Source organism: Aeromonas sp. XH (assembly GCF_033348475.1).
Classification (GTDB): Bacteria; Pseudomonadota; Gammaproteobacteria; order Enterobacterales; family Aeromonadaceae; genus Aeromonas; species Aeromonas sanarellii.
This window is the reverse complement of record NZ_CP137630.1, coordinates 1007380-1034372: the sequence shown is the minus strand read 5'-3', so window position 1 is coordinate 1034372 and position 26993 is coordinate 1007380. Positions and strand designations below refer to the sequence as shown.

Below are 26993 nucleotides of genomic sequence, written 5' to 3'. Positions count from 1 at the left end.
ATATTCTATGACTTCATTCTCCCTGTTGGCCCCCGCCATCGCCCGCGACGTGCTCGATCACGCCCTGGCACTGGGTGCCGACTTCGCCGAACTGTTTGTGGAGCGCAAGCGCCGCAGCCAGCTCAGCCTGCTCTCCAGCCAGATAGAGAACATCAGCGGCGGCCTCGACTTCGGCATCGGCGTACGCCTGTGCTACGGCCACAAGGTGCTCTACGGCTACACCAACCTGGCCGATCGCAACGAGCTCCTGCGCATCGTCACCCTGCTGGCGGCCAAAGACAGGCGTGACCCCGTGGTGACCGCCACCGCCTTCGATTTCACCCGCCTGACCGATCGCAACCCGATCGCCCTGCCCCTGTCGGCCGACAAGCTGCTGGAGCAGAAGATCGCCTACCTGCACGCCATGGACGCCGCGGCCCGCGCCGAGAGCGACAAGGTGAGCCAGTTCTCCGGCAATGTGCTGGGCTGGGAGCAGGAGGTGGAGATCTTCAACAGCGAAGGGGTACAGGTGGCCGATCGCCGCCACTACAACCGCATCATGGCCCAGACCATCGCCCTGGACGGAGGCGAGCAGAGCGTGGGCTATGAAGCCCCCGGCGCCATGAAGGGGTGGGAGCACGCCGCAGGCGTGGATCCCCGCGAGCTGGCCCTCACCGCCACCCGCCAGGCGCTGGTGAAGCTGGGTGCCGCCCCCTGCCCGAGCGGCACCCTGCCGGTCATCATGGAGAGCGGCTTTGGCGGCGTCATCTTCCACGAGGCGTGCGGCCACCTGCTGGAGACCACCTCGGTGGCCAAGAAGGCGTCCGTGTTCCACGACAAGATGGGCCAGCTCATCGCCAACCCCGCGGTCAGCGCGGTGGACGAGGGCTTGCAGGGCAACGCCTGGGGCTCCATCAACGTCGACGACGAGGGGATGGCGACCCAGCACACCCAGCTCATCAAGGACGGGGTGCTGACCGGCTTCCTGGTGGACAGGATGGGATCCCTTCGCACCGGCTACGCCCGCACCGGTTCCGGACGGCGCGAATCCTACAAGTTCGCCCCGGCCTCGCGCATGCGCAACACCTACATCGAGCCGGGCAACCACAGCCTGGACGAGATGCTGGCGACCGTGGAGCACGGCATCTATGCCAAGCGGATGGGGGGCGGCTCGGTGCAGCCCGGCACCGGCGAGTTCAACTTCAACGTGCAGGAGGCCTACCTTATCGAGGGAGGCAAAATAACCAGACCGCTGAAGTCGGCGACCCTGATCGGCACGGGCCCCCAGGTGCTCAAGGAGATCTCCATGGTGGGGCGCGATCTGGCCCTCTCCGCCGGCATGTGCGGATCTGTCTCCGGCTCCATCCCGGCTTCGGTCGGGCAGCCGCCACTCAAGGTGGACAACATCCTGGTGGGAGGGAACGCCTGATGAGCCAGCTCGACATGAACCAACTGCTTGCCCGCCTGCTGGACAAGGTCGCCGATCTCGGTGCCGAGGCGGACGTCATCGCCAACCAGGACAGGGCCTTCTCCCTCAAGGCCGACAAGGGCGAGCTCAGCGAATACAAGGTCACCAGCAGCCAGCAGATCGGCATTCGGCTGATAAAAGAGGGCCGGGTCGGCATCGCCTACTCGGAGGCCCTCGATGAGGCCGCCCTGGATGCCATGGTGCAGGATGCGCTCGATGCCAGCCGCTTCGCCCAGGTGGACCCGGACCAGCGCATCACAGTGCAGCAGAGCAGGCTCGCCACCGACTGCGCCGAGATATGCCAGCCCGACACCACGGCGGTGGAAGAGAAAATCGCCCTGGCCCTGCGCCTCGAGTCCGACATGCTGGCCCTGCCGGACGTGACCGGAGCCCCCTACAACGGCTTCTTCGAGGGGGAGAGCCGGCTGTGGCTCGCCAACAGCCAGGGCTCGTTCTGCCAGCACCAGGAATTCAGCGTCGGCTGCCACAGCTCGGCCCTGATCGAGCGGGGCGGCCGCCAGTCCATGCACTACCAGGGGCTGTACGGCCGCCGCTTCGACGAGCTGGACCCGGCGCCCCTCATCGCGCAGATCCATGCCGTGGCCGATGGCCTGCTGATGGGTGAGGCGGTGCCGAGCGGTCGCTACAGCGTCATCTTCAGCCCCAACTGCCTGGCCAGCCTGTTTGGCTGCTTCCAGTCGGCGCTGTCCGGCAAGTGGGCCCAGCAGGGGATCAACCCCTGGCGCAGCAAGGTGGGCCAGAGCGTGGCGTCACGCTGGCTCACCCTGGAGAGCCGGGTCCATATGCCGGGGGGCATGAAGATCAAGGCGTTCGACGGCGAAGGGGCCGCCACCTCGGATCTGCTGCTCATCGGTGAAGGGGAGCTCAAGACCCTGCTGCATAACAGCGCCACCGCCCGCCACTTCGGCGTGACGAGCAACGGTGCGGCGGCCCGCAGCGCCCGCAGCGCCCTGGACGTGAGCCCGCGCCACCTGGTGTTCGGGCTCGGCCCCCACGGCGAGGGCGAGGTGCAAAGCGGCGAGTACCTGGAGCTGGTCAAGCTCGACGGCCTGCACTCCGGGGCCGACGCGGTGAGCGGCGACTTCTCGTTCGGCGCCTCCGGCTTCCTGTGCCGGGACGGGGAGCGGGTGGCGCCGGTGCGCGGCATCACGGTGGCGGGCAACTTCTATCGCCTGCTGGGTGAGCTGGAGGCGGTCGGCAACCTGCTGCACCACGACGACGGCAAGGAGTTCTATGCCCCGCAGATCCGCTTCGGCGGCTTGAGCATCGCAGGTAAATAGCTGAATGACATGGACAAACCCCTGGTTTCCTGCAACTGAAAACGGCGCCTGATGGCGCCGTTTTTTTGCCTCTGGCACCGCGTATTGGCCACTCCTAACCTCAAAGAGCCACCGGCCGCATTGGCCGGGAATCTCTGGAGAATACGACGATGGACAACACCCTGGTCTGGGCCGACATTCCGACACGGGATCTGGATCGCGCCATGGACTTCTACTCGGCCCTGCTCGATGTGCAGGTCACCCCCATCCAGGAGGAGGAGATGCGCTATGCCATGTTGCGCTACGACGGCAACAACGCGGCGGCCTGCCTCGGCCCCATGGACAAATACCACCAGCCCGGCGGCGCCGGCCCCCTCATCTATCTCTCCCTCGGTGACAGGCTGCAGGAGGCGGAGCAGCTGGTGCCCCGGCTCGGCGGGCGGGTGCTCGAACCCCTGCACAGCATCGGCAGCGGCCATGGCTCCCGGGTCATCATCGAAGATACCGAAGGGAACTGGCTGGCCCTCTATGCCCCGCCAGCCGCCTGACGGGCGGGCAGAAAGAACAACGGCGACCCTGGGGTCGCCGTTGTTGTTTAACTGCACTGCCAGCCATTACGCCTCTGGATTGAGACGGGTCGGCATGCCGGTGCGCTGTTCCAGCACCTGCTTGACCACGTTGGAGTCGCTCTCGGCGTGGGCGATGAAACGGGTGGTGGCCGGGGTCATGGGCAGCGGCACGGCGGCGGTGGAGTTGAACTCCTCCTCGGTGCGCGACAGCGGCTCGTGCACTTCCATGTAGCGACCGCCATCCGGTTCGACCGTGGTCTTGACCGGCTGGTTCACGAACTGGACGCGGGTGCCGACCGGCACGTTGTCGAACAGGTACTTGATGTCGTCGGCGCGCAGGCGCACGCAGCCGCTGCTCACCCGCAGACCGATGCCGAAGGTGGCGTTGGTACCGTGGATGGCGTAGAGGTTGCCGATGTAGAGGGCGTGCAGACCCATGGGGTTGTCAGGACCGGCCGGCCAGACTGCGGGCAGGGTCTTGCCTTGGGCGGCGTAGCGGCGACGGATGTTCTCGGTCGGGGTCCAGGTCGGGTTCGCGCGCTTGCGCTCCACCTTGGTGATCCAGTTCTCCGGGGTGTTGACCCCCAGCTGGCCGATCCCGATGGGCAGCACCTGCACCACGTTCTTGCCCTTGGGGTAGTAGTAGAGGCGCATCTCGGCCACGTTGATGACGATCCCCTCGCGCGGCGCATTCGGCAGGATCAGCTGATGGGGAATGACCAGCTTGCTGCCCGGCGTCGGCAGGTAGGGGTCGACGCCCGGGTTCGCTTCCATGATGTTGGTCAGACCCAGCTGGAAGTCGGCGGCAATCTGCTCCAGCGGACGGTTGTCCGCGGGGACCACGTACTCCTGGTTCTCGCCGATCAGGCGGCTGTTCGCGGCGGGCAGCACGTATTCAACGGCAGCAGCCTGCTGGCTGACCAGGGTCAGAGTGCAAAAAAGGGCCGAAGCGGCAATGCGAAGGGGATTCATAAAATTCCTGTATGGTTTCCTGTACCTGTGGGCCTTTGGCCTGCTCATCCTCGGCTTGTTCTGTGACGCGTCACCCGAGACCAATAACCGAGCGCGCATTCTTTCCCGAGTAGGGCAAAATTTCAACTTGGAGATGGGCTTTTTCGCGGAAAAGATCCATTCCCTCCCCAGCGACCGCCCCTCCCGGCTTGCTGACACCCTAACATCGCTCTTATGAGCATAAAATGAACAGGTCGGCGGCCTGGCTGCCCCTCCCCAAATTGCATGAAGGGCCGGTCACGAGTACAATCTCGCACCCTCTGTATCAGGAGTATCGAACCATCTCGTTCCCTGGTGTAGTCCGATCGGAGGCGGTGCGTCGAGTACGGTCGCGCCATGCCGATTAATCCATACGACGCCATCAGGTGGCGCCGTCCTGATTTGCAATCAGACAAAGAGTCCAACATGTTCAGACCAGAATTGCTCTCCCCCGCCGGGACCCTCAAGAACATGCGTTACGCCTATGCCTATGGCGCCGACGCCGTCTACGCGGGTCAGCCCCGCTACAGCCTGCGGGTACGCAACAACGAATTTGATCACGAGAATCTGCAGCTCGGCATCAACGAGGCCCATGCCCTGGGCAAGCAGTTCTATGTGGTGGCCAACATCCAGCCCCACAACTCCAAGCTCAAGACCTTCATCCGCGACATGCGCCCCGTGGTGGAGATGAAACCGGACGCACTGATCATGTCCGACCCCGGTCTCATCATGATGATGCGCGAGGCCTTCCCCGAGATGCCGATCCACCTGTCGGTGCAGGCCAACGCGGTCAACTGGGCCACGGTGAAGTTCTGGCATCAGATGGGCCTGACCCGGGTCATTCTCTCCCGAGAGCTGTCGCTGGACGAGATCGAGGAGATCCGCATGCAGGTGCCGGAGATGGAGCTGGAAGTCTTCGTCCACGGCGCCCTGTGCATGGCCTACTCGGGCCGCTGCCTGCTCTCCGGCTACATCAACAAGCGCGACCCCAACCAGGGCACCTGCACCAACTCCTGCCGCTGGGAGTACAAGGTCCACGAGGGCAAGGAAGATGACGTGGGCCAGATCGTCCACCGCCAGGAGCCCATCGCCGTGCAAAAGGTGGATCCGACCCTGGGGGCCGGCAAGCCGAGCGACGCCCTGGTGCTGCTGGAGGAGTCCAACCGTCCCGGCGAGTTCATGACCGCCTTCGAGGACGAACACGGCACCTACATCATGAACTCCAAGGACCTGCGCGCCGTCGAGCACGTGGAGCGCCTGACCAGGATGGGCGTCCATTCCCTCAAGATCGAAGGCCGTACCAAGTCCTTCTACTACTGCGCCCGCACCGCCCAGGTCTATCGCAAGGCCATCGACGATGCGGTGGCCGGCCGGCCGTTCGATCCCACCCTGATGGGCACCCTCGAGAACCTGGCCCACCGCGGCTACACCGAGGGCTTCCTGCGCCGCCACAACCACAGCGAGTACCAGAACTACGACTACGGCTACTCCGTCTCCGACACCCAGCAGTTCGTCGGCGAGATCACCGGTCGCAACGGTGACATGGTCGAGGTCGAGGTGAAGAACAAGTTCCTGCTGGGCAACAGCCTGGAGCTGATGACCCCGCAAGGCAACCTCAGCTTCAACCTGGAGCAGATGCAGAACCGCAAGGGCGAGCTCATCGACACCGCGCCGGGCAACGGCCACGTGGTCTATGTGCCGGTACCGAAGGAAGTGGACGTGAACTACGGCATCCTGCTGCGCAACCTCGGCGAGCGCGAGGATACCCGTCAGCCCCACTCGGCGGCCTGAGATGGCGCTGCTCATCACCGACAAGTGCATCAACTGCGACATGTGCGATCCGGAGTGTCCGAACCAGGCCATCAGCCTGGGGACCAAGATCTACGAGATCGACCCGGATCGCTGCACCGAGTGCGTCGGCCACTATGAGAAGCCCACCTGCATCAGCGTCTGCCCCATCGACTGCATCATCTGGGATCCCGCCCATGTGGAGACCGAAGAGCAGTTACTGGACAAATTCGTCAGGATGCACAGGCAGTAGTGCCTGCGTCTGCTGCTTATGGACTGCATCCTCCGGGATCCCGCCCACGTGGAAACCGAGGATAAGTTGCTGGACAAATTCGTCAGGATGCACAGGCAGTAGTGCCTGCGTCTGCTGCTTATGGACTGCATCCTCCGGGATCCCGCCCACGTGGAGACCGAGGATCAGTTGCTGGACAAATTCGTCAGGATGCACAGGCAGTAGCGCCTGCCGCTCGTTGAGTCCATTCTCCAAACATAGAAAAAGCCGGGCATGCCCGGCTTTTTCTATTGCGCTGCCCTCCCCTCAGGGCTTGACCAGTTTCTGCAGCGCCTCGAGTTCCCGTTGGGCCTCCAGCAGCTCGGCCTGGGACGCTTCCAGCTTTGCCTGCTTCTTGGCGATCTTGTCCGGTTTACCCGCCACCCGCGCACTCTGCAGATCCGCCAGCCGCTCTTCCACCTCGGCCTTCTGCTTGGCCACCTTCTGCTGCTGATCCTCAAGGAGCCCGGCATCGGTACAGTGGGTCTCGATGTTGCGCAGGGCCTGCTCCAACCCGGCAACCCGCTCTGCGTTGTCGTGCGCCCTGGCGAACGCGAGCTGCTCGGTCACCGCCTGATGTCTGGCCTTGCAGCCGACGTTTTCAGTGCCATAGGCCTGCCCGGCCAACAGCAACAAGCCTATTCCGGCGATCTTCCACATAACGACCTCTTTGCTCTGTCATACTGGATGGCCGCCCATGAGACCTGACTCATCCCGCGAGGTCAAGACGCGGGAACCCGGGCTACGACAGAGTTTGCACTGCATCAAGCCAGTGTCATCCGGGTGGCGCTACAATGCCCCTTTAACCCAGGAGAGTCCCATGAAACCGCAGATCCTCATCGTCGCCAACGGCGCCCCCTATGGCAGCGAGTCCCTGTTCAATGCCCTTCGCCTCGGGATTGCCCTCCAGGAGCAGGAGAAGACAGACCTGAAACTCTTCCTGATGTCGGATGCGGTCGGCGCCGCCCTGGCAGGACAGAGCCCGGCCGAGGGCTACAACCTGCGCCAGATGCTGGAGATCCTGCTGGCACAGGGCACCCAGATCCGGCTGTGCAAGAGCTGCACCGACGCCCGTGGCATCACCCCTCTGCCCCTCATCGAGGGCATCGAGATAGGCACCCTGCCCCTGCTGGCCCAGTGGACCCTGGCCGCCGACAAGGTGCTGACCTTCTAGCCATCAGGTACCGGCCCGGGCCAGCGTGGGTCGCGGGATCCGGGTGCTCAGGCCATAGAGCATCAGGATCATCAGGCAGAGCAGCGCCATCAGGGCGTAGAGGGTGGCGCCTCCCCAGTGGGCCAGTATCCAGCCCCCCAGCAGGGCCCCCATGGCGACCCCGAGCCCGGACATGGAGGCCGCTCCGAAGTAGCTGCCCTTCAGGTGGCTCGGCGCCATCTGATCGATCAGCACGTTGAGCAAGGGGAACAGGATGCACTCCCCGACGCTCAAGAGGACCACGGCCACTATCCAGTGCCACCAGATGGCGGTATCCCCCAGCGCAAACAGCAACTGGGCTCCGAGAAACAGCGCCACCCCGAGTTGCAGCCTGCGCCGGGTGGGCCAACCCGCGGTCAGGTGCAGCAGGGGGAACTGCAGTATCACTATGGTCAACGCATTGGCGGTGACCAGCCAGCCGATGAGCCGCTCCACCTCGGGTGTGCCCGAACGGGTCAGGTACTGGATGAGGGGGGATTCGAACTGGGCATAGACCAGCATCAGCAGCAGGTTCGCCAGGGTCAGCAGCAGGAAGCCCCTGTCCTGCCAGAGCACCCGCAACACGGTGCGCATGCCGGGACCGGCCGCCTGGCTTGCCTGACAACCGGCCAGCCGAAAGCCGGTGACGAAGATAGCGCCGAGCAGCAGGTAGCTGGTGCTGAGCAGCAGGAAGGTCTCCTGCCGCGCGCTCAGGCCATAGGTGACCCCGAGCAGGGGACCTATGGCGGCCCCCAGGTTCAGCAGGAAGTAGCGCAGGTGCAGCGCCAGTTCGCGGGCCTTGGGCTCGGCCAGGCTGTCGGCCATCAGCGCCTTGCCGGGGGAGTCGATGAGCCCGTAGGAGAGGCCGCTGCCGATCACCCCGACCGCCAGCCAGACCACCTGATGGGAGAGGCCGAGCAAGGCCACGCTCGAGGCCGATATCAGGCAGCCAAACAGCAAGATGTTGCGCCTCCCCCACTTGTCCGACAACCAGCCACCATAGAAGCTCACCAGGGTGGAGAGAGCCGCCGTCGCCCCCAGGATGGCCCCTATCAGGGTCGCCGACAGGCCGTAGTCACGGTAGAGCAGGATGGAGAGGAAGGGCCAGACCATGAAGAAGGTGGTGCGCACCATGAAGGTGCCCAGGATGACGATCCAGACCAGGGGGGTAAACTGCCTGAGAGAGGCCCATGACATGTTGCACTTCCTTTTGACAATCGAGAGGCGGGTCGCCCCTTATAGCAAGTGGCGCCAAAAGGAACAAGGCACCTCGCCGACGGGATCGCCGGATGCCAGACAACAAAAAGCCGACCCTGAGGTCGGCTTTTTCAGCAAGCGGCGGCTTATTCGGCAGCCGGTTCTTCCACGGCAACGGCGGCGGCGGCCGGAGCGGCAGCGGCTTCGGTCGGGGCGTTCGCTTCCTTGATGGAGAGACGCACGCGGCCCTGACGGTCCACTTCCAGTACCTTTACCTTCACCACGTCACCGATCTTCAGGTAGTCGGCCACGTTCTGCACGCGCGCATCGGTGATCTGGGAGATGTGCACCAGACCGTCCTTGCCCGGCAGGATGTTGACGAAGGCACCGAAGTCGGCCAGACGGACAACCTTACCTTCGTAGATGCGGTTCACTTCGATCTCGGCGGTGATGGCCTCGATACGGCGGATCGCTTCCTTGGCGGCTTCACCGTCGACGGCGGCGATGCGGACGGTACCGTCGTCATCCAGCTCGATGTTGGTGCCGGTCTCTTCGGTCAGCGCGCGGATCACGGAGCCACCCTTGCCGATGACGTCCTTGATCTTCTCCGGGTTGATCTTGATGGTGTGGATGCGCGGGGCGAAATCGGAGATCTCGGCACGCGGTGCCTGGATGGCTTCGTCCATCACCTTCAGGATGTGCAGGCGAGCACCACGAGCTTGCTTCAGGGCAATCTCCATGATCTCCTTGGTGATGCCTTCGATCTTGATGTCCATCTGCAGGGCGGTCACACCTTCGGTGGTACCGGCAACCTTGAAGTCCATGTCGCCCAGGTGATCTTCGTCACCCAGGATGTCGGACAGCACGACGAAACCTTCTTCTTCCTTCACCAGACCCATGGCGATACCGGCGACGGAGGCCTTGATCGGCACACCGGCATCCATCAGCGCCAGGGAGGAACCACAGACGGAGGCCATGGAGGAGGAGCCGTTGGATTCGGTGATTTCAGAGACCACGCGTACCACGTACGGGAACTCGTCGGCGCTCGGCATCACAGCGGCAACGCCGCGCTTGGCCAGACGGCCGTGACCGATTTCGCGGCGCTTCGGGCTGCCCATCATGCCGGTCTCACCGACGCAGTATGGCGGGAAGTTGTAGTGCAGCATGAAGCGATCGGCGCGGTTGCCGGTCAGCTCGTCGATGTTCTGGGCGTCACGCTCGGTACCCAGGGTGGCAACGACCATGGCCTGGGTTTCACCACGGGTGAACAAGGCGGAGCCGTGGGCACGCGGCAGTACGCCAGTGGCGACGGACAGGGCGCGGATCATCTCGGGATCGCGACCATCGATGCGCGGCTCACCGCGAACAACGCGGCCACGAACGATGCGGCTTTCCAGGCTGTGGAACTCCTCGCCGATCTTCTTGGCATCTTCTTCCACGCCGGAGGCGATGACCTGCTCGACCACGCGGCCCTTGATGGCGGCGATGGTTTCGTAACGCACGGCCTTCTCGGTGATGCGGTAGGCTTCACCCAGTTCAGCTGTCGCCAGCTCGGCCACCTTGGCCTTCAGTGCTTCGTTGACGGCAGGCGGTGTCCAATCCCACGGCTTGGTGCCGACGTCGGCAGCGAATTCGTTGATGGCGTTGATCACGGCCTGCATCTGCTCGTGACCGTAGACCACGGCGCCCAGCATCACCTCTTCGGAGAGGATGGCCGCTTCGGATTCCACCATCAGCACGGCGTTGGCGGTACCGGCAACCACCAGGTCCAGATCGCTCTGAGGCAGTTCGGTGGTGGTCGGGTTCAGCACGTACTGGCCGTTCATGTAACCCACGCGGGCTGCACCGATCGGGCCGCCGAACGGGATGCCGGAGATGGCCAGCGCCGCGGAGGCACCGATCATGGCAACGATGTCGGGGGAAACGGCCGGGTTCACGGACATGACGGTGGCAACCACCTGAACCTCATTGAGGAAGCCTTCCGGGAACAGCGGACGGATGGGACGGTCGATCAGACGGGAGATGAGGGTTTCACCCTCGCTCGGACGGCCTTCACGACGGAAGAAACCACCCGGGATACGACCAGCAGCATAGGTACGCTCCTGATAGTTGACGGTCAGCGGGAAGAAATCACGGCCGTGATCGGCCTCTTTCTTGCCTACGACGGTCACGAAGACACAGGTATCGTCCATGCTGACCATGACGGCCGCAGTGGCTTGACGGGCCATCACACCGGTTTCCAGTGTGACGGTGTGTTGACCGTACTGGAATGACTTTACAATAGGATTCACGTGAATTTCCTTTTAACAATTTGGCGCTTTAAATTCGCGTGCAAGTATACTTGATTCGCATCAAAAGGTAAGCGCGGACGTTAATTCTGTGAGGCAGGCAACGGCCTGCATCCCGTTTGAAACGGGCCATAAAAAAGGGGAACCTCACGGTTCCCCTTTTTCGCGAAATCTGATGGTCGATTAACGACGCAGACCCAGCTTGGCGATCAGAGCGGCATAACGCTCGGAATCTTTACGCTTCAGGTAGTCCAGCAGCTTGCGGCGCTGGGAAACCATGCGCAGCAGACCACGACGACCGTGGTGATCCTTGGCGTGCTCCTTGAAGTGACCTTGCAGATGGTTGATCTGGGCAGTCAGCAGGGCAACCTGCACTTCGGGGGAACCGGTGTCGTTGGCGCCACGAGCGTTGTCGGCAACGATTTGCGCTTTGATCTCAGCATTTAGAGACATGATGTTACTCCAGTAGAGTGTTTAAAGGTCCACAGCCAATCTCTAATTCAGCCGTGAAATGAGGGCGGTATCATAATCGCCCCCGTCACTTTTCGCAACGGGAAAGAGGCACAACGGCCAACACGCCTCGATACCGCCTGAGGATCACTCCTCGTCGTGTTCGTCGTGATAGCGCACCAGACGCTTGGGCGCCACGCGCCCCTCGTCGTCGATCTCGCCCACCCCGATGAACTCGCGTTCCGGGCCGACCGTCATGCGGACCTGGCCGCTCTGCGGCGCCCCCGCCACCTGAACGGCCTGGCCCTGGTTCACGTAGGCGGCCACCGCCACCTGCATGTTCACCTCGGGCAGGGAGGCCACGGCGGTATCCATCGGCAGCAGCAGGGGATCCAGCTGCTCCCGCGGCGGGATGCTCTCCGCCTTGGCCTGCTCGAAGATGCACTCGAGCTGCTCCAGGGTCAGCATCCGCTCGTACGGGTAGCTGGCCACCCGGGTGCGGCGCAGCTGGGTGACGTGCGCGCCACAGCCCAGCACCTCGCCGAGATCGTCCACCAGGGAGCGGATGTAGGTGCCCTTGCTGCAGTGCACCTCGAGACGCACCTCATCCCCCTCGAAGCTCAGCAGTTTGAGCTCGAAGATGGTGATGGGACGGGCTTCCCGCTCGATCTCGATGCCCTCGCGGGCGTACTCGTAGAGCGGACGGCCGTTGTGCTTGAGAGCGGAGTACATGGACGGCACCTGCATGATGGGGCCGCGGAACTGGTCCAGCGCCTCGATCAGGGTGCCCACCGCCAGGTTCACCGGCCGGGTGGAGACCACCTCGCCGTCGGAGTCGCTGGTGTTGGTACGCTCGCCGAGCTTGGCGGTCACCTCGTAGCGCTTGTCCGCTTCCAGCAGGTACTGGGAGAACTTGGTGGCTTCCCCCAGGCAGATCGGCAACATGCCGGTCGCCAGGGGATCCAGGGCGCCGGTGTGGCCGGCCTTGGCGGCGTTGTAGATCCGCTTGACCTTCTGCAACACATCGTTGGAGGTCAGGCCGGTGGGTTTGTCCAGCAGCAGGATGCCGTGCACGTCACGGCCCTTGAAACGACGTCTTCGAGACATCTCAGGCTTTGTCCTCAGTAGTGTCATCCGGTGCGGCATCGCTCTCGTCACGACCGGCTTCGGTCATGCGGCGCTTGTCTTCCCGCACAGTGTTGGTCACCAGGTTGGAGAGGCGCATCCCCTCGACCAGGGTCTGGTCATAGTAGAAACGCAGCTCCGGCACCACCCGCAGGCGCATGGCGCTGCCAAGCAGGCTGCGGATGTAGCCGGCGGCTTCGGTCAGGCCCTTGAGCCCTTCCGCGATGCGCTCGGCATCGTTCTCCAGTTGCAAGAAGGTGACGTAAATCTTGGCATAGTTCAGATCCTTGGACACTTCCACATCGGAAACCGTCACCATGCCGATGCGCGGGTCTTTCACCTCGCGCTGCAGGATCAGCGCGATTTCACGCTGGATCTGCTGCCCGACCCGACGGGTCCGGCTGAATTCTCTGGCCATATTCTATCCTGCGATAAAAGGGGGCCGCGGCCCCCTATTTTGTATAACGCTCGGCTTACAGAGTCCGCTGGATTTCAACGGTCTCGTAAACTTCGATCTGGTCGCCTTCGCGCACGTCGTTGTAGTTCTTGACCGCGATGCCGCACTCGTAGCCGTTCTTGACTTCGTTGACGTCATCCTTGAAGCGACGCAGGGATTCCAGCTCGCCTTCGTAGATAACCACGTTGTCGCGCAGAACGCGAATGCGGTTGGAACGCTTGACCACACCTTCGGTGACCATACAGCCGGCCACGGCGCCAAACTTCGGCGACTTGAAGACGCTGCGCACTTCCGCCAGACCGATGATCTCCTGACGGTACTCGGGGGCCAGCATGCCGCTCATGGCCTGCTTCACTTCGTCCAGCAGGTCATAGATGACGGAGTAGTAGCGCAGATCCAGGCTCTCGGCCTCGATGACCTTGCGGGCAGAGGCGTCGGCACGGACGTTGAAGCCCACCAGGATGGCGCTGGACGCGGCAGCCAGGGTGGCGTCGGTCTCGGTGATGCCACCCACGCCGGAGCCGACGATCTTCACCTTCACCTCTTCGGTGGAGAGCTTGACCAAAGCGTCGCAGATCGCTTCCACGGAACCCTGTACGTCGGCCTTGATCACCACGTTCACTTCGGACACTTCGCCCTCGGTCATGTTGGCGAACATGTTCTCCAGCTTGGCCTTCTGCTGGCGAGCCAGCTTGACTTCGCGGAACTTGCCCTGACGATAGAGTGCCACTTCGCGGGCCTTCTTCTCGTCACGCACGACGGTGGCTTCGTCACCGGCAGACGGCACACCGGACAGTCCGAGGATCTCGACCGGCAAAGACGGACCCGCTTCCTTGATCTCGCGACCCAGTTCGTCACGCATGGCGCGCACACGGCCGTACTCCAGACCGCACAGCACGATGTCGCCCTGACGCAGAGTACCTTCCTGCACCAGCACGGTAGCAACCGGGCCACGGCCCTTGTCCAGGAAGGACTCGATCACGACGCCGCTGGCCATGCCGTCGACCACGGCCTTCAGCTCCAGCACTTCAGCCTGGATCAGGATGGCCTCCAGCAGGTCGTCGATGCCCTGACCGGATTTGGCGGAGACGTGCACGAACTGGCAGTCGCCACCCCAGTCTTCCGACATGACGTTGTAACGGGCCAGCTCGGTCTTGACGCGATCGGGATCCGCTTCCGGCTTGTCGATCTTGTTGACCGCAACGACCAGGGGCACTTCTGCGGCCTTGGCGTGCTGGATCGCTTCGATGGTCTGCGGCATGACGCCGTCATCGGCAGCCACTACCAGTACCACGATGTCGGTCGCCTTGGCACCACGGGCACGCATGGAGGTGAACGCCGCGTGACCCGGGGTATCCAGGAAGGTGATCATGCCACTGTCGGTTTCGACGTGGTAAGCACCGATGTGCTGGGTGATGCCGCCGGCTTCGCCCGCGGCAACCTTGGCCTTGCGGATGTAGTCCAGCAGGGAGGTCTTGCCGTGGTCGACGTGACCCATGATGGTCACGACAGGGGCGCGCGGCTTGGCTTCGGAGGTCTCGTCACGATCGCTAAGTACCGCCTCTTCCAGCTCGTTCTCGCGGCGCAGCACCACCTTGTGACCCATCTCCTCGGCGACCAGCTGGGCGGTCTCCTGGTCGATCACCTGGTTGATGGTGGCCATGGCACCCATCTTCATCATCACCTTGATGACTTCGACACCCTTGACGGCCATCTTGTTGGCGAGTTCCGCCACTGTGATGGTCTCGCCGATGACGACATCGCGGTTGACCACGGCCGCCGGCTTGTTGAAGCCGTGCTTCATGGCGTTCGGCATGGCCATCTTGCCACGCTTGCCCTTGCGAGCACGCGGATCGCGGGAGTTGCGGTCGTTGCGATCGTCTTCGCGACGGCCGACCTTCTTCGGCGCCTTGGCAGCGGCAGCCGTGCGACGGCTGGTCTCTTCCTTGCGATCCAGCTCATCTTCCGCCGCTTGCGCGTGCTTGTTGGTGGTCAGATGGTAATCGCTGCTCTCTTTGGCACGAGCCGCCTCTTCCTCGGCCCAGCGGGCCGCATTCTGTTCCGCCATGAGACGAGCCTCTTCGGCTTTCTTCGCGGCGAGTTCTTCAGCTTTTTGCAAAGCTGTCTGTTCCTGTTGGCGCTTCAGTTCTTCTGCTTCGCGCTTGGCCATCTTTTCTGCCTCTTGCTGAGCTGTGCTACTGGCTGCTTTGGCGGGCTGTTGAGCCTGTCGAGCCTTTTGTTGTGCCTCGATCCGCGCCTTTTCCTCAGCTTCACGACGAGCCTGCTCAGCCTCACGGCGAGCCTTCTCTTCAGCGTCGAGGCGGGCCTTCTCTTCGGCCTCGCGACGAGCTTTTTCTTCTGCTTCCAAACGCGCTTTTTCCTCGGCTTCCGCCTGACGCTGTTCATCTTCCAGCGCCGAGCGTCTTACATAGGTGCGAGACTTGCGCACTTCTACCTGCACTTCCTTGTTCTTGCCACCAGTACCTTGAACACTCAGGGTGCTCTTGGTCTTGCGCTGCAAGGTCATGCGGGCAGGGGCGGCAACCTCGTCACCTCCATGCTGTTTCTTCAGATGGGCCAGCAGAGTCTGCTTCTCGGACTCGCTGACCAGGTCGTCGGCCTTGCTCTTGCTGATACCGGCATCGACAAACTGCTGGAGAAGACGATCAACCGGTGTGTCGATGTCAGTGGCAAGTTGTTTGACTGATACTTCTGCCATTCATTTTCCTCCGTTTGATCTTAACTAGACTGCTCTTCTCCGAACCAACAGATATTGCGAGCAGCCATAATCAGCTCACCTGCCTTCTCGGCGGTCAGCCCTTCGATGTCGGCAAGGTCATCAATGCCTTGCTCTGCCAAATCTTCCAGGGTGCCGATGCCGCGCGCGGCCAGGGCGTACGCCATGTCACGGCCGAGGCCGTTCAGATTGAGCAGTTCTTCGGAAGGTTCGACACCTTCAAAGGATTCTTCTTTGGCCAGGGCCTTGGTGGTCAGGGCATCCTTGGCGCGCTTGCGCAGCTCTTCGACCATGTCTTCGTCCAGACCGTCGATGGCCAGCAGCTCGTTGACCGGCACGAAGGCGATCTCCTCCAGAGTGGAGAAGCCCTCTTCCATCAGCAGGCCGGCGAAATCGTCGTCGATGTCCAGGGTGCTGGTGAACAGGGTCATGATGCGGTCGTTCTCGGCCTGGTGCTTGGCACGCATGTCCTCGACGGTCATCACGTTCAGCTCCCAACCGGTCAGCTGGGAGGCCAGACGCACGTTCTGACCGTTGCGACCGATGGCCTGGGCCAGGTTGGCGGCTTCCACGGCGATGTCCATGGTGTGGTTGTCTTCATCGACGATGATGGAGGCCACATCGGCCGGCGCCATGGCGTTGATCACGTACTGGGCCGGGTTGTCATCGTACAGCACGATGTCGGCGCGCTCGCCGCTCAGCTCGGCGGAAACCGCCTGAACGCGGGCACCGCGCATGCCGATACAGGCACCGATCGGGTCGATGCGACGATCGTTGGTCTTCACCGCGATCTTGGCGCGGGAACCCGGGTCACGGGCGGCACCCATGATTTCGATCATCTCTTCGCCGATCTCCGGCACTTCGATGCGGAACAGCTCTTTGAGGAAGTCCGGGCTGGAGCGGCTGACGAACAGCTGGGAACCACGGGCTTCCGGACGCACGGCGTACAGCAGGCCGCGGATGCGGTCACCCGGGCGGAAGGTCTCGCGCGGCAGCATGTCGTCGCGGAAGATCACGGCCTCGGCATTGCTGCCCAAGTCCAGGATCACGTTGTCGCGGTTGCTCTTCTTGACCACGCCGCTGATGATAGTGCCTTCCTTGTCCTTGAACTGGTCGACGACCTGGGAGCGCTCGGCCTCGCGCACTTTCTGCACGATGACCTGCTTGGCGGTCTGGGTGGTGATGCGGTCGAAGGTCACGGAGTCGATCTGATCTTCCACGTAGTCGCCAATCTGGATATCCGGCTGCTCGATCTGAGCCGCTTCCAGGGTGATCTCGGCGTAGGGGTTTTCCATCGCAGCCTGATCCGCGATGACGACCCAGCGGCGATAGGTGTCGTAGTCGCCGGTCTTGCGATCGATCTCGACCCGCACTTCAATCTCGCCTTCGTATTTTTTCTTGGTCGCAGTCGCCAGCGCAGTCTCCAGAGCCTGGAAGATCTTCTCGCGGGGGACAGCCTTCTCGTTGGACACTGCGTCAACGACCAGCAAAATCTCTTTATTCATATCCGATAGCCTCGTTAACCAAAGTTCGGCACTATGTTCGCTTTTTGGATATTGGTGAAAGCCAACACCTCGTCCTTACCATCTACCGTCAGGGTGATCATGTCCCCCAGCACGGCTTTGATTACGCCTTTGAACTTGCGGCGGTTGTTTGTTGCCATCCGAAGCGAAATCGCCGCCTCCTGGCCAACGTATTTTTCGAACTGGGCGACCTTGAACAGCGGACGATCCAGACCCGGGGAGGAGACTTCAAGGTAGTACTCCTCGGTGATGGGGTCTTCGACGTCCATGATGGCGCCGACCTGGCGGCTCACCTCGGCGCAATCTTCCACCGTCACACCTTGCTCCGCGTCGATGAAAACGCGCAGGGTCGAGTGTTTGCCCGCACGAACAAATTCGATACCCCACAGTTCAAAACCCAAGGCAACGACAGGAGCCTCGAGCAGATCGGTCAAACGTTGTTCCAACGTAGCCAAAGTCACCCTCCGAAAAACAAAAAAAGGGCATATAGCCCAGATAGAAATAAAGTCAGAATAAATCGCACATAACAAAAAGCCCCGATGTCAAATCGGGGCTTGGCGCTTTACCCTGATTGTCGCCTCGCAGCGACCGCCTTCCTGAGCGTAGGAAATGCGTGAAATTTGGTTGCGGGGGCCGGATTTGAACCGACGACCTTCGGGTTATGAGCCCGACGAGCTACCATGCTGCTCCACCCCGCGTCCGAAATCGTGCGAGATTATAGCCACTTCACTCTCATCACACAAGACTGACTGGCTATAACACCCCGGTCACCCGGGTTCACTGCTTAATTGGTGCCGTGGGCGGGACTCGAACCCGCACACCCTAGAGCACTACCCCCTCAAGATAGCGTGTCTACCAATTCCACCACCACGGCAAAACTCTTACTCGGGAACATCAGTGTCTTTCTTCACTGGCGCTTTGCTCTGCTCAACCTGTTGGGTCTGTTGCAGATTTTCCCATTCACTACCCTGTTTTACCTTGTTGCTCGACATGGATCCGAGCACCAAGCTAATCAAGAAGAACAGAGTAGCCAAAATCGCTGTTGTGCGGGTCAGGAAGCTGCCTGAACCACCGGAGCCGAATACGGTATTCGATGCCCCTGCGCCGAAGGAGGCGCCCATATCAGCCCCTTTACCTTGCTGAATCATCACCAGACCAATGAGAGCCAGCGATACCAGCAGATAAACGACCAAAAGAATCTCGTACATTTAACTTGCACCCTTTGCCGCTTCAACGATTCCTAAAAACGCCTTGTCATCGAGACTTGCGCCACCAATCAGACCGCCGTCTATGTCGGGCTGGGCAAACAAATCCTGTGCATTGGCCGGCGTCACGCTCCCACCATAGATGATTCTGACTTTCTCACCTATTACCGGAGTATCCTCCGCCAAGCGACCGCGTATAAAGGAATGAACCTCTTGTGCCTGCTCGGGTGTGGCGCATTTACCTGTACCTACAGCCCAAATCGGCTCGTAGGCGATGATAGCATTATCGAAAGCCATCGCGCCATTTTTCTCTATGACGATGTCCAGCTCTTCGGCAATAACCTCGAAGGTTCTTCTTGCCTGCCTCGCCGCCCCTGACTCACCCAGACATAGTATGGGTACCAGGCCTGCCGCTCTGACTGCCGCGAACTTCTCCGCGACGATGAAACTGGTCTCACCAAAGAGACGCCTGCGCTCGGAGTGGCCAACCAGTACGTATTGGCACCCTGCCTCGACCAGCATCTCACACGAGACTTCCCCCGTGTAAGCGCCCTGTCTGTGCTGACTCACATTCTGAGCCCCCAACTTCATCACCCTCTGCTCATTGAGCAGAGCGGCCGTGAAATCGAGATGCACATGGGATGGACACAAGACCACGTCTACTCGTTCATCAATGCGCTCTAGGCACTGACCAGTAAACTGCTCTAACTGCGACCTACTACCGTGTAACTTCCAGTTGGCTGCTACAAACGGCTTGCGATGTCCCATCGGCAACTCCCTTGCGAAAGCGGGGCTGATAATATCCAGAGGATGCTCAGCTGACAAGTGCTATTTTCAAATTTTCGAATCGTTTGAACAAGATACAACCAAGGCGACTAAAAAGCCGCCTCGGCTGTTCATTAAAACGCCGATTCGACCCGTTGTGCGATGCGTGTGGCCATGTCACGCACCTGTTGCTCGTGTTCCCCTTCCACCATGACCCGGATCAGCGGCTCTGTCCCGGATTTGCGCAGCAGCACGCGACCACGTCCGGCCAGCTCCTGCTCCACCGCGGCTACTTCCTGCTGAACGGCGTCCGATGCCAGCGGATCCTTGCCTTCGGCGAAGCGCACATTCACCAGCACCTGGGGGAATTTGCTCATGCCGGAGCGCAGCTTGGCCAGCGGCATCTCGGCGGTGCGCATCGCAGTCAGCACCTGCAGGGCGGCGACGATGCCATCCCCCGTAGTGGTCTGATCCAGGCAGATGATGTGACCCGAGTTTTCACCGCCGATGCGCCAGCCCTTCTCGTTCATCATCTCCAGCACATAGCGGTCACCCACCTTGGCGCGGGCAAACGGGATGCCGAGGGTCTGCAGCGCCAGCTCCAGCCCCATGTTGGCCATCAGGGTACCCACCACACCGCCCTTGAGACGACCGTTGCGCAGCGCATCCCGGGCGATGATGTAGAGGATCTCATCCCCGTCGATGATGTAGCCAGTACCATCCACCATCACCAGACGATCGCCGTCACCGTCGAAGGCGACACCGAGATCGGCCTTGCACTCCAGCACCTTGGCGGCCAGCGCCTCCGGTGCGGTGGAACCGACGCCATCGTTGATGTTGAGGCCATCAGGGCTGCAACCGATGGCGATCACTTCGGCTCCCAGCTCGCGGAAGACGGAAGGGGCGATGTGATAAGTTGCACCGTGGCCGCAGTCCACCACCATCTTCAGCCCTTCCAGGCTCAGGTTGGAGGGGAAGGTACTCTTGCAGAACTCGATGTAGCGGCCGGCCGCATCGTCGATGCGCTGCGCCTTGCCGAGTTCGGCGGACTCCACGCACTTGAGCTCGTGATCCAGTTCGGCCTCGATGGCCAGCTCGACGTCGTCAGGCAGCTTGGTGCCGTCGGCGGAGAAGAACTTGATGCCGTTGTCGTAATAGGGGTTGTGGGATGCGCTGATGACGATGCCGGCCTCGGCACGGAAGGTGCGGGTCAGGTAGGCGACGGCCGGAGTGGGCATGGGCCCCATCAGAATGGCCTTGAGACCGGCGGCGGAGAGGCCTGCCTCCAGCGCCGACTCCAGCATGTAGCCGGAGATGCGGGTGTCCTTGCCGATCAGCACCTTGCGGGTGCCCTTCTTGGAGAGCACCTTGCCGGCAGCCCAGCCGAGCTTCATCACGAAATCCGGGGTGATTGGGTATTCGCCCACCTTGCCGCGCACACCGTCGGTGCCGAAATACTTTCTGGTCATTGTCTGTTTCTCGTTTTTCTATTTGGATACGAAATCTTGTCCCGTCATGGTCATCCAGCCGACACGCAGCGCATCCATGGTGGCGCGCACGTCGTGCACCCGGATGATCCTGGCCCCTTGTTGCAACCCGATCAGGGCACAGGCCAGACTGCCGGCCAGCCGTTCATCGACAGGGCAGCCGAGCAGGTTGCCTATCATAGACTTTCGCGACATGCCCACCAAGAGCGGCAAACCGTAATCAAGCAACTTGTGCTGCTCGGCCAGCAGCCGATAGTTGTGGGCCAGGGTCTTGCCAAAGCCGTAACCCGGGTCCAGCAACAACCGCTCGCGCGGGATCCCGGCCGCCAGGCAGGCTGCGATCCGCTCGTCAAAGAAGGCCCTCACCTCTCCCACCAGATCGTCGTAATGGGGCTCTGCCTGCATGGTTCTGGGCTGCCCCTTCATATGCATCAGGCACACCGGCACACCCGCCTCTGCCGCGGCGTCAAGCGCTCCCGGTTCCTGCAAGGCGCGCACATCGTTGATCAGGTGGGCGCCGGCGGCACAGCCCGCCGCCATCACTACCGCCTTGGAGGTATCGAGGGAGACCATCACATCGAGCTCCTTCACAATCCGCTCGACGACGGGGATGACCCTGTCCAGCTCTTCCTGCTCGCTCACGTCGGGGGCACCGGGACGGGTCGATTCGCCACCGATATCGATAAGGGTCGCCCCATCGGCCACCATCTCGCTGGCATGGCCCAGCGCCAGATCGATCCGCTTGAAGCGACCGCCATCGGAGAAGGAGTCCGGCGTCACATTGAGAATGCCCATCACATGAGGGCGATCCAGAGAGAGGCTGCGCCCCTTGCTGTCTAGTTGCATCTTTTCATCCACCTGCATCAGAACATCTGACTATCCGCACAAAGAAAAACCCCGGGCGAGCCCGGGGTTTGGATCATGACAATTTATTTGGCCGGGACATCGTTCGCCTTGTCGACGTCGCTCAGTGGCGCCTTGCTGTCATCGGCCGGAGCCTTGACTTCGGACCCGTTGCCCACAGTGGCGCCACCTTGCGGGGTGTCACCGTGTTCATCGTGCCAGTTGCTGGGGGCGCGGACCTCGCGGCGAGCCATCAGATCGTCGATCTGCTTGGCGTCTATGGTCTCGTACTTCATCAGCGCATCTTTCATGGTGTGCAGCACATCCATGTTGTCCAGCAGTATCTGCTTGGCACGATCGTAGTTGCGATCGATGACCTGCTTGACCTCGGCATCGATGATGCGAGCGGTGTCGTCGGACATGTGCTTGGCCTTGGCCATGCTGCGACCGAGGAAGACTTCACCGTCCTCTTCCGCGTAGAGCATGGGACCCAGACGCTCGGACATGCCCCACTGGGTGACCATCTTGCGGGCTATCTCGGTGGCGCGTTCGATGTCGTTGGACGCACCGGTCGATACCTTCTCGGCACCGTAGATCAGCTCTTCCGCCAGACGACCGCCGTACAGACTGGAGATCATGGACTCCAGGTGCTGCTTGGAGTGGCTCCAGCGATCCTGCTCCGGCAGGTACATGGTCACACCCAGCGCGCGGCCGCGCGGAATGATGGAAACCTTATAGACGGGATCGTGATCCGGTACCACACGACCGATGATGGCGTGACCCGCCTCGTGATAGGCCGTCATCTCCTTCTCGGATTCCTTCATCACCATGGAGCGGCGTTCCGCCCCCATCATGATCTTGTCCTTCGCCTTCTCGAACTCCAGCATGGAAACCACGCGGCGGCTCTCGCGTGCGGAGAACAGGGCAGCCTCGTTGACCAGGTTGGCCAAATCCGCACCGGAGAAACCGGGAGTACCGCGGGCGATCAGGGCCGGGTTGACGTCATCCGCCAGTGGCACCTTGCGCATGTGTACCTTCAGGATCTGCTCGCGACCGCGCACATCCGGCAGTCCGACCACCACCTGACGGTCGAAGCGGCCCGGACGCAGCAGAGCGGGGTCCAGTACGTCGGGACGGTTGGTGGCGGCGATAACGATGATGCCCTCGTTGCCTTCAAAGCCATCCATTTCGACCAGCATCTGGTTCAGGGTCTGCTCGCGCTCGTCGTGACCACCGCCCAGACCGGCGCCACGCTGGCGACCGACCGCGTCGATCTCGTCGATGAAGATGATGCAGGGGGAGGACTTCTTCGCCTGCTCGAACATGTCGCGGACACGGGAGGCGCCCACACCCACGAACATCTCGACGAAGTCGGAACCCGAGATGGTGAAGAAGGGCACCTTGGCCTCGCCTGCGATGGCCTTGGCCAGCAGGGTCTTACCGGTACCAGGAGGACCTACCAGCAGCACGCCAGTCGGGATCTTGCCGCCCAGTTTCTGGAATTTGCTCGGGTCGCGCAGATAGTCGACCAGCTCCTTGACCTCTTCCTTGGCCTCGTCACAGCCGGCGACGTCGGCGAAGGTGGTCTTGATCTGATCTTCACTCATCAGGCGAGCCTTGCTCTTGCCAAACGACATGGCGCCCTTGCCACCGCCGCCCTGCATCTGACGCATGAAGAAGACCCAGACACCGATCAGCAGCAGCATCGGGAACCAGGAGATGAAGATGGAGGTGATGAGAGACGGCTCTTCCGGCTTCTCACCCATCACCTTGACGTTGTGATTGAGCATGTCGTTGAGCAGCTGGGGATCCGGCGCAGGGATGATGGTAGTGAAACGTTCACCGGTGCGCTTGACGCCATTGATGACCTTGCCATCCATCCGCACTTCACGGATCTGCTCTTGGGTCACTTCTTTCACGAAGCTGGAATAGTCCAGCTGGCGACTGGTGGTATCGCTGGGGCTGAAGCTATTGAACACCGACATCAGCACGACGGCGATGACCAGCCACAGGATTAGGTTTTTCGCCATGTCACTCAAATCAATGACCTCGCAGACTGACAGTTAACGATGAGGGTTAGGGTACTACAGTTTAAAACCGGTAGCCACAATGTAGACTTCTCGTGAACGGGCACGGGACGAGTCGGGTTTACGAATCTTGACGACAGAGAAAAGTCTACGTATTTCATTGAGATAGGCATCAAACCCCTCCCCCTGGAACACCTTGACCACGAAGCTGCCGTTACTGCTCAGGACCTGATTGCACATGTCCAGCGCCAGCTCGACCAGATACATGGCACGGGCCTGATCCACCTGCTGGGTACCGCTCATGTTGGGTGCCATGTCAGACATGACCACATCCACCTTGTCCGGGCCGACGCGTTCCAGCAGGGCGCCGAGGACAGTTTCCTCCCGAAAGTCCCCTTGCAGGAAATCGACACCGGCAATGGAATCCATCGGCAAGATGTCGCAGGCGATCACCCGCCCCTTGTCGCCCACCTGGTCGATGGCAAATTGGGACCAGCCACCGGGGGCCGCCCCCAGGTCCACCACCGTCATGCCAGGCTTGAGCAATCTGTCCTTGCCCTGGATCTCGTCGATCTTGAAAACGGCACGGGAACGCAACCCCAGCTTCTGGGCTTTTTTGACGTATTGGTCGTCGAAATGTTCTTTTAACCAGCGGGTTGAACTGGGGGAACGTTTTTTCTGGGTCATGATTGTCGACTTTAAAAAACCACAAGGGTTATTAGTATTAAGGGCTAAGTGGGGGTAGAATACGCCCCTTTCAACCCTGACTTATGAAGAAATTGCCATGATTCTCAACAATAAACAGAAACAGTACCTCAAGGGCCTTGCCCACAGCCTGAAGCCGGTCGTCCTGCTGGGACAGCACGGTCTGACCGAAGGGGTGCTGGCCGAGATCGATCTGGCGCTGAACCACCACGAGCTGATCAAGGTCAAGGTGTCGTCTGAAGATCGTGAGATGAAGCAGCTGGTAATGGATGCCATCGTCCGTGAGACCGGCGCCATCAAGGTACAGAGCATGGGCCATGTACTGACCATCTATCGTCAGGCCAAAGAACCCAAAATCCAGTTGCCGCGCAAGTAACAGGAAAGAGCATTCGCTCTTTCCTTCATTTCCCCTTCTTCCCAAGTCGCTTGCCAAAATAGCCGTCAGGCCCTTAACCTGCGATGAATAGTCGCGGACACCCACTATGGACAAGCATCAGCTTCTCACCGATGAAGAACTGGCCATGCTGCGGGACCTGGGCAAGAGCGAGGACCAGGCTGCCGGCCAGTTCCTGCGAGGCAATCTGCCCCTTCCCCTGCAGAGCCTGCTGCAACGCGCCACCCCTTTGACACTCGAGGCCCGCATCGCCGGCCACCAGCTGCGTTTTCCGCTGCACTGCACCCAGGCCGCGGAGGGCCACGCCGAACTGCGCATCGCCGCCCCCACCATCACCGAGCTTGGCTCGCCTCATCTGCGCGCCTGGCGCCTCGAAGAGCACGCTGTGCTGCGCAGCGGGGATACCGAGTATGAGGTGCACAGCCTCTCCCTCGGCGGCCTCATAGTGGCGGGCCTGCCCGCATCCATGGTCAGGGGCGATCCCCTGAACGGCACCCTCTGCATCGAGGGGCTCTCCCCCCTGGCGATGACGGGCAGCCTGATCAGGCATGTGGATACCAACCAGAGCCAGCATGACTGGGCCGTGCAATTTCGACTGGACAAGGACGATCAGGAACAGCTGCGGGACTGGCTCTTCCAGCGTCATCAGGACGCCTTCGTCCAGGCCTATCAGGGGGAGTAAATGCAACAGGGGAGCCCGGCTCCCCTGTCTCTTCCGCCCCTCAGACTCAGAGGTAGGCGACTTCCAGGATCTCGTACTCCACGTCACCACCAGGGGTCTTGACGATGGCGACATCGTCCACTTCCTTGCCGATCAGGGCGCGGGCAATGGGCGAGTTCACGGAGATCATGTTCTGTTTGATGTCCGCCTCGTCGTCACCCACGATGCGGTACACCACTTCCTCTTCCGTCTCGCTCTTGAGCAGGGTCACGGTGGCGCCGAAGATGACGCGGCCATTGTTGGCAATCTTGGTGACATCGATCACCTGAGCGTTGGAGAGCTTGCCTTCGATTTCCTGAATGCGGCCTTCACAAAACCCCTGCTGCTCGCGGGCGGCATGGTATTCGGCATTTTCTTTCAGATCGCCGTGTTCACGGGCATCAGCAATCGCTTCGATAATCTGGGGACGCAGCTCGGTCTTGAGATAGTCGAGCTCCTGGCGCAGCTTTTCGGCGCCGCGAACAGTCATCGGAGTATGATTCATAGTCGAAACCTGGGTTGCTTTATAAAGAGAAGCTGCGGCAATCAAAAGAGAGCCGCAGCTGTCGGTTCGGATGGGGCATCTTAATATGAAGCCGCCACAAAATCCATGTCAGCCCCTGCGAGGGGGATCGCGCTTCCCGGCGAAAGCTACTTGGGATCCGCAACCCCGATGGGCGCCGAGACCGTCGGCTTGCCCTGCATGATGGCGATCTCCACCCGCCGGTTCATGCGCCGGTTTTCCGGGCTGTTGTTGGGCACCAGCGGCTGGGAATCCGCCATACCCTGCACCACCAGCCGGTTGCCGTCAAAGCCGGGCACCTTGATCATCTGATGGGCCACCGCCACCGCTCGCTGGGATGAGAGCTCCCAGTTGGACTGGAACAGCTCGTCTTCGGTGGCGACATCGTCGGAGTGGCCGGAGACGGTGATCTCACCCGGCACATCCTTGAGCAGGGTCGCCACCTTGCGGATCACAGGCCAGAACTGGGGCTGCAGGAAGGCAGACCCTGCCGGGAAGGCCGCCTTCTCGCGAATCCGGATGATGACCTGCTGACCCAGCGCCTCTATCTCGATGGCCCCGTCCTGGATCTGGGCCTGCATCTGCTCCGCCAGCGCCTTGGCCAGGGTATTGGACTGCTCCTGCGCCTTCTGGGCCTGCTGGGCGGTGTCACCCCCACTCTGCTGTCCCTCGGTCTTGTCATGCCCCCCGGCCTTGTCAGCATCTCCGGGCTGGAAGTCCAGCTCGGTCTGGGTCATGTCGATGGTCTGCTGCATGATGGTGTCGATGGGGGTCGGTTCGGGACGGCCAGGGCGAAACTCCTGGGCGATGACCGAGGTCCCCTTGGGAATGTCTTTGACCTCCAGGATGTTCTGCACCCCGAACGCCTTCTCCATGGAGCCGGCGATCTGCTTGAACTTCTGCACGTCCATCTCGGCAAACGAGAGCAACAGCACGAAGAAGCACATCAGCAGGGACATGAGGTCGGCGAAGGTCCCCATGTAGCCGGGCAGACCGGGAGGCGGGCACTTGCACTTTGCCATGCGCGCTC

Annotated in this window: 26 protein-coding genes, 2 tRNA genes and 1 pseudogene; 9 read left to right on the top strand and 20 right to left on the bottom strand. The window is 61.6% G+C overall.

The window, feature by feature from the left end:
- Positions 1-7 precede the first annotated feature (7 nt).
- From R2B70_RS04905 to R2B70_RS04895, 3 genes are all read left to right on the top strand, one after another.
- Positions 8-1408, top strand: coding sequence for a TldD/PmbA family protein (locus tag R2B70_RS04905; RefSeq protein ID WP_318162782.1), 1401 nt, complete (start codon positions 8-10; stop codon positions 1406-1408).
- Positions 1408-2748 carry a TldD/PmbA family protein gene (locus tag R2B70_RS04900; RefSeq protein WP_318162781.1) on the top strand — a complete coding sequence of 447 codons (1341 nt, stop codon included), beginning with the start codon at positions 1408-1410 and terminating at the stop codon, positions 2746-2748. The genes R2B70_RS04905 and R2B70_RS04900 overlap by 1 nt, the downstream gene beginning before the upstream one ends.
- A 149-nt stretch (positions 2749-2897) precedes the next feature.
- Positions 2898-3275, top strand: coding sequence for a VOC family protein (locus R2B70_RS04895; protein ID WP_042078887.1), 378 nt, complete (start codon positions 2898-2900; stop codon positions 3273-3275).
- 66 nt (positions 3276-3341) lie between these two features.
- On the opposite strand, the gene R2B70_RS04890 is transcribed toward R2B70_RS04895, so the two are convergent.
- Positions 3342-4268, bottom strand: a complete 927-nt coding sequence (locus R2B70_RS04890; protein ID WP_042078886.1) for a L,D-transpeptidase family protein — start codon at positions 4266-4268, stop codon at positions 3342-3344.
- A 444-nt stretch (positions 4269-4712) separates the two neighbouring features.
- Here R2B70_RS04890 and yegQ point away from each other — a divergent pair, with 444 nt between their 5' ends.
- The 3 genes and pseudogenes from yegQ to R2B70_RS20175 form a co-directional block, all read left to right on the top strand.
- On the top strand, positions 4713-6077 hold the full coding sequence (yegQ, locus tag R2B70_RS04885) for a tRNA 5-hydroxyuridine modification protein YegQ (protein ID WP_209793333.1): 1365 nt from the start codon (positions 4713-4715) through the stop codon (positions 6075-6077).
- A 1-nt stretch (position 6078) separates the two neighbouring features.
- Complete coding sequence (locus tag R2B70_RS04880) at positions 6079-6327, top strand: YfhL family 4Fe-4S dicluster ferredoxin (protein WP_042078883.1); 249 nt, start codon at positions 6079-6081, stop codon at positions 6325-6327.
- Positions 6328-6447: 120 nt separating this feature from the next.
- A pseudogene (locus tag R2B70_RS20175) lies at positions 6448-6531 on the top strand (ferredoxin); the annotation flags it as partial.
- Between the two features lie 81 nt (positions 6532-6612).
- Here R2B70_RS20175 and R2B70_RS04875 read toward each other — a convergent pair.
- Positions 6613-7005 (bottom strand): DUF1090 domain-containing protein, encoded by a 393-nt coding sequence (locus R2B70_RS04875; RefSeq protein ID WP_318162780.1) that lies wholly within the window; start codon positions 7003-7005, stop codon positions 6613-6615.
- 160 nt (positions 7006-7165) lie between these two features.
- Here R2B70_RS04875 and R2B70_RS04870 point away from each other — a divergent pair, with 160 nt between their 5' ends.
- Positions 7166-7519 (top strand): DsrE/DsrF/TusD sulfur relay family protein, encoded by a 354-nt coding sequence (locus tag R2B70_RS04870; protein WP_209793327.1) that lies wholly within the window; start codon positions 7166-7168, stop codon positions 7517-7519.
- 3 nt (positions 7520-7522) lie between these two features.
- On the opposite strand, the gene R2B70_RS04865 is transcribed toward R2B70_RS04870, so the two are convergent.
- From R2B70_RS04865 to rlmE, 16 genes are all read right to left on the bottom strand, one after another.
- Complete coding sequence (locus tag R2B70_RS04865) at positions 7523-8734, bottom strand: MFS transporter (protein WP_318162779.1); 1212 nt, start codon at positions 8732-8734, stop codon at positions 7523-7525.
- A 146-nt stretch (positions 8735-8880) separates the two neighbouring features.
- Positions 8881-11025 carry a polyribonucleotide nucleotidyltransferase gene (gene pnp, locus R2B70_RS04860; RefSeq protein ID WP_318162778.1) on the bottom strand — a complete coding sequence of 715 codons (2145 nt, stop codon included), beginning with the start codon at positions 11023-11025 and terminating at the stop codon, positions 8881-8883.
- 180 nt (positions 11026-11205) lie between these two features.
- Positions 11206-11475: a 30S ribosomal protein S15 gene (rpsO, locus tag R2B70_RS04855; protein ID WP_042078876.1), complete on the bottom strand. Its 270-nt coding sequence runs from the start codon at positions 11473-11475 to the stop codon at positions 11206-11208.
- A 144-nt stretch (positions 11476-11619) separates the two neighbouring features.
- Positions 11620-12579: a tRNA pseudouridine(55) synthase TruB gene (gene truB, locus R2B70_RS04850; protein ID WP_318162777.1), complete on the bottom strand. Its 960-nt coding sequence runs from the start codon at positions 12577-12579 to the stop codon at positions 11620-11622.
- Between the two features lies 1 nt (position 12580).
- Complete coding sequence (rbfA, locus tag R2B70_RS04845) at positions 12581-13015, bottom strand: 30S ribosome-binding factor RbfA (protein WP_042078874.1); 435 nt, start codon at positions 13013-13015, stop codon at positions 12581-12583.
- 55 nt (positions 13016-13070) lie between these two features.
- Positions 13071-15773, bottom strand: a complete 2703-nt coding sequence (infB, locus tag R2B70_RS04840) for a translation initiation factor IF-2 (RefSeq protein WP_042078873.1) — start codon at positions 15771-15773, stop codon at positions 13071-13073.
- Positions 15774-15793: 20 nt separating this feature from the next.
- On the bottom strand, positions 15794-17296 hold the full coding sequence (nusA, locus tag R2B70_RS04835) for a transcription termination factor NusA (protein ID WP_042078872.1): 1503 nt from the start codon (positions 17294-17296) through the stop codon (positions 15794-15796).
- Positions 17297-17310: 14 nt separating this feature from the next.
- The gene (gene rimP / locus R2B70_RS04830; RefSeq protein WP_318162776.1) at positions 17311-17769 is read right to left on the bottom strand and encodes a ribosome maturation factor RimP; all 459 of its coding nucleotides are present in this window, start codon (positions 17767-17769) and stop codon (positions 17311-17313) included.
- A gap of 166 nt (positions 17770-17935) precedes the next feature.
- Positions 17936-18012, bottom strand: a tRNA-Met gene (locus tag R2B70_RS04825).
- 91 nt (positions 18013-18103) lie between these two features.
- Positions 18104-18188: transfer RNA gene (locus R2B70_RS04820), tRNA-Leu, on the bottom strand.
- Positions 18189-18195: 7 nt separating this feature from the next.
- Entirely contained in the window at positions 18196-18522 is a 327-nt protein-coding gene (secG, locus tag R2B70_RS04815; RefSeq protein WP_010633113.1) for a preprotein translocase subunit SecG, read from the bottom strand.
- Positions 18523-19287: a triose-phosphate isomerase gene (tpiA, locus tag R2B70_RS04810; protein WP_216989726.1), complete on the bottom strand. Its 765-nt coding sequence runs from the start codon at positions 19285-19287 to the stop codon at positions 18523-18525.
- A gap of 131 nt (positions 19288-19418) precedes the next feature.
- Positions 19419-20753 carry a phosphoglucosamine mutase gene (glmM, locus tag R2B70_RS04805; RefSeq protein ID WP_216989725.1) on the bottom strand — a complete coding sequence of 445 codons (1335 nt, stop codon included), beginning with the start codon at positions 20751-20753 and terminating at the stop codon, positions 19419-19421.
- 18 nt (positions 20754-20771) lie between these two features.
- The gene (folP, locus tag R2B70_RS04800) at positions 20772-21617 is read right to left on the bottom strand and encodes a dihydropteroate synthase (RefSeq protein WP_318162775.1); all 846 of its coding nucleotides are present in this window, start codon (positions 21615-21617) and stop codon (positions 20772-20774) included.
- Between the two features lie 83 nt (positions 21618-21700).
- Complete coding sequence (gene ftsH / locus R2B70_RS04795; protein ID WP_042078868.1) at positions 21701-23653, bottom strand: ATP-dependent zinc metalloprotease FtsH; 1953 nt, start codon at positions 23651-23653, stop codon at positions 21701-21703.
- 45 nt (positions 23654-23698) lie between these two features.
- Positions 23699-24328, bottom strand: a complete 630-nt coding sequence (gene rlmE / locus R2B70_RS04790) for a 23S rRNA (uridine(2552)-2'-O)-methyltransferase RlmE (protein ID WP_010675375.1) — start codon at positions 24326-24328, stop codon at positions 23699-23701.
- A gap of 97 nt (positions 24329-24425) precedes the next feature.
- Here rlmE and yhbY point away from each other — a divergent pair, with 97 nt between their 5' ends.
- Both yhbY and R2B70_RS04780 read left to right on the top strand, forming a co-directional pair.
- On the top strand, positions 24426-24722 hold the full coding sequence (gene yhbY / locus R2B70_RS04785) for a ribosome assembly RNA-binding protein YhbY (protein WP_042078865.1): 297 nt from the start codon (positions 24426-24428) through the stop codon (positions 24720-24722).
- A 106-nt stretch (positions 24723-24828) separates the two neighbouring features.
- Positions 24829-25422 (top strand): hypothetical protein, encoded by a 594-nt coding sequence (locus R2B70_RS04780; protein ID WP_042078864.1) that lies wholly within the window; start codon positions 24829-24831, stop codon positions 25420-25422.
- A gap of 46 nt (positions 25423-25468) precedes the next feature.
- Here the strand turns inward: R2B70_RS04780 and greA are convergent, their stop codons facing one another.
- Positions 25469-25945 (bottom strand): transcription elongation factor GreA, encoded by a 477-nt coding sequence (gene greA, locus R2B70_RS04775; protein WP_042078863.1) that lies wholly within the window; start codon positions 25943-25945, stop codon positions 25469-25471.
- Between the two features lie 146 nt (positions 25946-26091).
- Positions 26092-26985, bottom strand: a complete 894-nt coding sequence (locus tag R2B70_RS04770; protein WP_042078862.1) for a flagellar motor protein MotB — start codon at positions 26983-26985, stop codon at positions 26092-26094.
- Positions 26986-26993 lie beyond the last annotated feature (8 nt).

Coding starts and splice junctions, on each gene's coding strand:
- glmM (WP_216989725.1), bottom strand. CDS start 20,753: ATGACCAGAAAGTATTTCGGCACCGACGGTGTGCGCGGCAAGGTGGGC.
- yhbY (WP_042078865.1), top strand. CDS start 24,426: ATGATTCTCAACAATAAACAGAAACAGTACCTCAAGGGCCTTGCCCAC.
- R2B70_RS04905 (WP_318162782.1), top strand. CDS start 8: ATGACTTCATTCTCCCTGTTGGCCCCCGCCATCGCCCGCGACGTGCTC.
- truB (WP_318162777.1), bottom strand. CDS start 12,579: ATGTCTCGAAGACGTCGTTTCAAGGGCCGTGACGTGCACGGCATCCTG.
- R2B70_RS04865 (WP_318162779.1), bottom strand. CDS start 8,734: ATGTCATGGGCCTCTCTCAGGCAGTTTACCCCCCTGGTCTGGATCGTC.
- folP (WP_318162775.1), bottom strand. CDS start 21,617: ATGCAACTAGACAGCAAGGGGCGCAGCCTCTCTCTGGATCGCCCTCAT.
- rlmE (WP_010675375.1), bottom strand. CDS start 24,328: ATGACCCAGAAAAAACGTTCCCCCAGTTCAACCCGCTGGTTAAAAGAA.
- secG (WP_010633113.1), bottom strand. CDS start 18,522: ATGTACGAGATTCTTTTGGTCGTTTATCTGCTGGTATCGCTGGCTCTC.
- R2B70_RS04900 (WP_318162781.1), top strand. CDS start 1,408: ATGAGCCAGCTCGACATGAACCAACTGCTTGCCCGCCTGCTGGACAAG.
- R2B70_RS04770 (WP_042078862.1), bottom strand. CDS start 26,985: ATGGCAAAGTGCAAGTGCCCGCCTCCCGGTCTGCCCGGCTACATGGGG.
- R2B70_RS04895 (WP_042078887.1), top strand. CDS start 2,898: ATGGACAACACCCTGGTCTGGGCCGACATTCCGACACGGGATCTGGAT.
- R2B70_RS04870 (WP_209793327.1), top strand. CDS start 7,166: ATGAAACCGCAGATCCTCATCGTCGCCAACGGCGCCCCCTATGGCAGC.
- nusA (WP_042078872.1), bottom strand. CDS start 17,296: ATGAATAAAGAGATTTTGCTGGTCGTTGACGCAGTGTCCAACGAGAAG.
- yegQ (WP_209793333.1), top strand. CDS start 4,713: ATGTTCAGACCAGAATTGCTCTCCCCCGCCGGGACCCTCAAGAACATG.
- R2B70_RS04875 (WP_318162780.1), bottom strand. CDS start 7,005: ATGTGGAAGATCGCCGGAATAGGCTTGTTGCTGTTGGCCGGGCAGGCC.
- rbfA (WP_042078874.1), bottom strand. CDS start 13,015: ATGGCCAGAGAATTCAGCCGGACCCGTCGGGTCGGGCAGCAGATCCAG.
- R2B70_RS04880 (WP_042078883.1), top strand. CDS start 6,079: ATGGCGCTGCTCATCACCGACAAGTGCATCAACTGCGACATGTGCGAT.
- rpsO (WP_042078876.1), bottom strand. CDS start 11,475: ATGTCTCTAAATGCTGAGATCAAAGCGCAAATCGTTGCCGACAACGCT.
- infB (WP_042078873.1), bottom strand. CDS start 15,773: ATGGCAGAAGTATCAGTCAAACAACTTGCCACTGACATCGACACACCG.
- R2B70_RS04890 (WP_042078886.1), bottom strand. CDS start 4,268: ATGAATCCCCTTCGCATTGCCGCTTCGGCCCTTTTTTGCACTCTGACC.
- tpiA (WP_216989726.1), bottom strand. CDS start 19,287: ATGGGACATCGCAAGCCGTTTGTAGCAGCCAACTGGAAGTTACACGGT.
- greA (WP_042078863.1), bottom strand. CDS start 25,945: ATGAATCATACTCCGATGACTGTTCGCGGCGCCGAAAAGCTGCGCCAG.
- R2B70_RS04780 (WP_042078864.1), top strand. CDS start 24,829: ATGGACAAGCATCAGCTTCTCACCGATGAAGAACTGGCCATGCTGCGG.